Origin of the sequence: Xanthomonas hortorum (assembly GCF_040279205.1) — a bacterium.
In the GTDB taxonomy this organism is placed as follows: domain Bacteria; phylum Pseudomonadota; class Gammaproteobacteria; order Xanthomonadales; family Xanthomonadaceae; genus Xanthomonas; species Xanthomonas hortorum_F.
The window spans coordinates 1-3,989 of record NZ_JBEOLS010000109.1; the positions used below are offsets into that span (position 1 = coordinate 1).

At 61.7% G+C, this 3,989-nt stretch carries 6 protein-coding genes; 1 reads left to right on the forward strand and 5 read right to left on the reverse strand.

The window, feature by feature from the left end:
- From ABS769_RS22165 to ABS769_RS22185, 5 genes are all read right to left on the reverse strand, one after another.
- Window positions 1–2,624 (reverse strand): toprim domain-containing protein (locus ABS769_RS22165; protein WP_350498291.1); only part of this gene is annotated, 2,624 nt, incomplete at its 3' end.
- A 9-nt stretch (window positions 2,625–2,633) separates the two neighbouring features.
- Window positions 2,634–2,846, reverse strand: coding sequence for a hypothetical protein (locus ABS769_RS22170; RefSeq protein ID WP_317061330.1), 213 nt, complete (start codon window positions 2,844–2,846; stop codon window positions 2,634–2,636).
- Window positions 2,843–3,121 (reverse strand): hypothetical protein, encoded by a 279-nt coding sequence (locus tag ABS769_RS22175; protein WP_317061329.1) that lies wholly within the window; start codon window positions 3,119–3,121, stop codon window positions 2,843–2,845. Before ABS769_RS22175 ends, ABS769_RS22170 begins: the two co-directional genes overlap by 4 nt.
- A 10-nt stretch (window positions 3,122–3,131) precedes the next feature.
- The gene (locus tag ABS769_RS22180) at window positions 3,132–3,452 is read right to left on the reverse strand and encodes an ogr/Delta-like zinc finger family protein (protein WP_317061381.1); all 321 of its coding nucleotides are present in this window, start codon (window positions 3,450–3,452) and stop codon (window positions 3,132–3,134) included.
- A 2-nt stretch (window positions 3,453–3,454) separates the two neighbouring features.
- A complete protein-coding gene (locus tag ABS769_RS22185) occupies window positions 3,455–3,712 on the reverse strand; it encodes a DNA-binding protein (RefSeq protein WP_350498292.1) in 258 nt (85 codons plus the stop codon).
- Window positions 3,713–3,782: 70 nt separating this feature from the next.
- Between ABS769_RS22185 and ABS769_RS22190 the strand changes: the two genes are divergently transcribed.
- Window positions 3,783–3,989: helix-turn-helix domain-containing protein (locus tag ABS769_RS22190; RefSeq protein ID WP_350498293.1), on the forward strand; the 207-nt coding region annotated here is incomplete at its 3' end.

Here is a 3,989-nt window from a genome sequence, read left to right on the forward strand (position 1 = left end):
ACGGCCACGTTCGCGCCGATGAATTTGTGCCGGCGCGAGTCCCCGAGCAGCGCACGCAGCACCTTGAGATCGGGCACGGCTTGGCTGAACTGCGCAGCCCGTGCAGCGAAGTGGTTGAGGTTGATCGCAATACGCTGCGCGTCGCGGCTGTGGTTGACGATGGCTTTCCCGTGGCCGGTGGCTTCGAGGTACTCGTAGACTTCCCAGAATTCGTTGACCATCGCGTGGTCCGCGCTGATCGCCTTCTGTCGTTCCAGGGCCATGTCCAACAACGCGAGCCGCGTCTGCTCGACCATGTCGTCAGGTAGGGCGACAACCAGGCGCAGACAGTCGAATAGCGCCAGCATCTGCGCGTGGTTCTTGATGACGCGTTCAAGGCGTAGATCCTGCTGAGCGCGAAGCTTGGCCTCAAAGACCTTCACCCGCTCAGCGAACAGATCGAGGATTGCGCGCTCCTGGCGAATGGCACGCACGAGGAAATGGCTCACCTCTTCGACCTGCAGCGCATTGAGGTTGTCGGCCGCAATACGGCTTTCGGTGGTGACTTGAGGGCGCTTGAAATGCAGTTTGACGATACGCGTCAGGATTGCTTCGCTAGCGTCCACGGCTGCGTTTTGGGTGATCACGATCGTGCCGCGAAACGGAGGCTCGTAGGTCTCATTGCCGCCATTGCGCACGCCGCGTGTTGCCAGGGTGCCGCCTCCGAAGAAGTCCTTCAGCTCATCCCACTCGAACGTCTTGGAATGCGCTTTGTCTGGCTCACTGCGATCAGCCTCCAACAGGACGACGGGCATGCCGGACACCTGGCCCATGGCGCGTGCACGGCCGGCCTTGGACGACTTGGCCGGGTCGAAGCCCTCGTAGTCCGAGCGGCCCAGCAGCTTCCACAGGAACGTCAGCAGCGTGGTCTTGCCGGCGCCGGCCTCACCGGTGGCTTCAAGGAACGGAAAACTCTTGTGCCCGGCGCGGATCTGCTCGGCGAACAACGAGCCAAACCAGAACGTCATGGCGACCATGCCGTGCGTGCCGAAGCACCGCCAGAGCCACGGTAGCCAATCTGTGCGGAACGCCTCGGCGTCGCGTTGGATCTCCAATCGGATCGACTTCTGCGTGGTCTTCAGGCGCAGCTTGTCGAACTCGAAGTAGTCCTCCTCGTTGGCCGTCACCAGCTCGCCGTCGCGCACGGCCATATCGCCGAGCAGGTAAGCGCGATGTTCCTTGCTGTAGCCCACAAAGTCGATTGCGTCGACCGTCTTGATCGCCTCGGTTTGCTCCTCGATCAGGCGATCCAGCTGGTGGCCGGTACCGGTGAACATGGCGCCGGCGGCCAGGGAGATAAGGCGCTTCTTGAACTCGGACGCGCTGGCGACATGACCACCAGTAAAGGTGCCCTTCACGCTTGGCCCGTCGTGCGGAAAATCGACGCGGAAGTAGTACCAGCTTTCGTCGGTGACCTCTTGGCGCTGGAAATACAGGGCTTCCGGGTAGCAGTTGGCGATCTTCTGGACGGAGCACGCGGCGCGCTTGATCTTCTTTAGATCCTCGGCCGCGACCTCGTCGCCGTCGTCGGCATCGATGTCGCCCAGCTTCTCCTTGCGCAACTTGTCGAAGCGCTGCGTATCGAAATCGAACCAGTACAGGCGAGAGCGGTACTCCAGCCAGAAGTCGTTACGGCCGTCGTGCTCGAACATCAGCAGGCCTTTGTCTACCGCCGAGCGGGCCACGAGCAGGTCGCCCTGGTAGCGGGCTTCCTTGACGTCGTTGTCCCACTGCTTGGGATCGTCCGACGCGATAGCGCGCAGATGCAGGTCGTTCCAGTCGGTCTTCTTGCCGTCGCGCTGGACGATCTGCGCGACCCGCGAGTCGAAGCCCAGCGCCGCTGCGCGCTTGATGTGCTTGTGCGTGTACGCACGGGCGCCTGGCTCGTTGTCCAGTGCCCACACAAGCGTCGGAAGATCGGCCATGCGTGCCTTGGACAGCTCGCGCAGCGATTCTTCTGGGAATGCGTTGGAAGACATGGCCGATACCGCGCACACGCCGTGCTGCAGGAGCGCGATCGCGTCAAAGATGCCCTCTACGATCCACACCTCCCGCGCCGTTTGCATGGCTGTCAGCGCGGCAGGCGCCGCCCACCACACACCCGCATAGCTCTGGCCTGGCGCAAAGCGCGCCTTCTGCTTGCCGAAGCGGTGCGGGCGATCGATCAGGCGCTCCCACCAGCCGCCCTTGAACAGCGCAAAGCGCACGGTTGCGGTGCCGGCGCTGATCTTGCGATCGTAGTGGCTGTCCTGGGTGTAGAGACCTTTCAGCGGCGCCAGGTCGAAACCACGCGAGAACTGCAGGTATGCGTCGGCCGCAGCATTGGGAGCCGCAGGCGTTGGCTGGAAGCGCTTGGACCAGTCGTCGAACAGGTCGTCGTATAGATCCTTGACGTGAAGCTCGCGCCCGCACTTGGATTGGCGGCCGCACTTCACCACCCATGGTTTGAGATGGTTGGTGTAGAGCTCTTTCTTGCTGCACGACGGGCATTTGCCGCCGCGCATGTACTCAGTACCGCTACGGTGCTTGAGTCCGTAATCCCGTTCTAATCGGGACAGCACCTGTTGTCGCAGATCCTCTTGCATCAAGCTTCCTTAAACGCCGAGCCGGCGCTGGGGCGCAAGCGGAGATGGGGCGTTGTCGATCACGACATAAGCGCCGCCGGCACGACGGTGCGCATCAACGGCGGCAGCGAGCAGGCGAGCCTCTTCGTGCTTGGCGTGCGGCGCTGTGCGCTGCGGGACGTTACTCGCCGCATCCACGAATCGCGGCTCCTGAGCGGTGAACCAGCTGTTGGCATGCATCACGAGCCGACCTCAGTCTTTGTGTGGTGGAGAGGGAACTGGACGACAGCGAATTCGGTCAGCACGACAAGGCCCTCATTGGCGCTGTCAGACGTTGCAAGTCCTTCGCGCATGAGGGTGGCCACCACGACCGCACCGAAGCGCTGCGCGTTCTGTGCAGGCGTAGTGCGGCCGATGTAGCCGTGCTCGGTCTTCACTAGGCCGCCGTGGATGAGCGCAACTTCCAGGCAAAGCTTCGCCGTGGGCGGCAATGCCGCCCAATCAAGGGTCTTTCGCATTAGGGGTGCCTCAGATGTGAGGGAAGAACGGCTCGCCGCCGGCAGTAATTAGATCCAGCTGCCGGTCGCCAAGCGACTCGCGGTAGGCCTGCAAAGCCTGGGCGCGCTCATAAGCCGGTGTCGGTGGAAGCTCGCTGTGAGAAGTGGGCACGCCGCTTGGGCTGGCGATGCCTGTCAACTCCGAATGGCCGGTGTAGGTCGCACCGCACATCGGGTTCTCGCACACATAGGAGTCATGCCGAAGGAATTTGTGAGCGAGGAAGCTTGTGCGTTTGATAAGCCTTGCACTGCAAGCTTCGCAGCTAAAGACGATTTTTTTCCGGCCGAACACGCTCACCCCCTTGGGCTCTTGGCGGTTGGGATTTCTGTGGCACTATTGGGTGGTGCCTTGATGCCTAGGGCGATTGCCGCCTTGTGGGACTCGCCGTATTTGCCTTGAGAACGGCCGCGGAGTAGGTCATGTACGACCGACCGATCCACGTCGTGCTGCCGGGCGAATGCCGAGACCGTGATGCCATTCGCTTCAAGCCACTTGCGCGCCTGGTCCGGGCTGCGGGGCGTGAATTGCTGCATTTGACTCTTGCGGGGCATGTGGCGGTTCCGTTTCCTTTTGGGAATTTTGTGGACTTAACTAAACATTGTCAAGTAAGGAAATGCCTGTATGTCTGTAGGGAAACGCCTGAAGGATGAGCGGAAGCGGTTCGGCCTGACGCAGGACGAGATGGCGACCCAACTGGGCGTCTCGCGCTATGCGCAACTGAACTTCGAGAAAGACATCAACCTGCCCGGTGGAGCGTATCTACTGGCCGCGCTAGACCGTGGCGTTGATGTCTTGTATGTGTTGTCTGGACATCGCGCGCAGTTGGAT

Excerpts from the sequence above, each read along its gene's own strand:
- ABS769_RS22175 (WP_317061329.1), bottom strand. The coding sequence starts at position 3,121 with ATGCGAAAGACCCTTGATTGGGCGGCATTGCCGCCCACGGCGAAGCTT.
- ABS769_RS22185 (WP_350498292.1), bottom strand. The coding sequence starts at position 3,712 with ATGCCCCGCAAGAGTCAAATGCAGCAATTCACGCCCCGCAGCCCGGAC.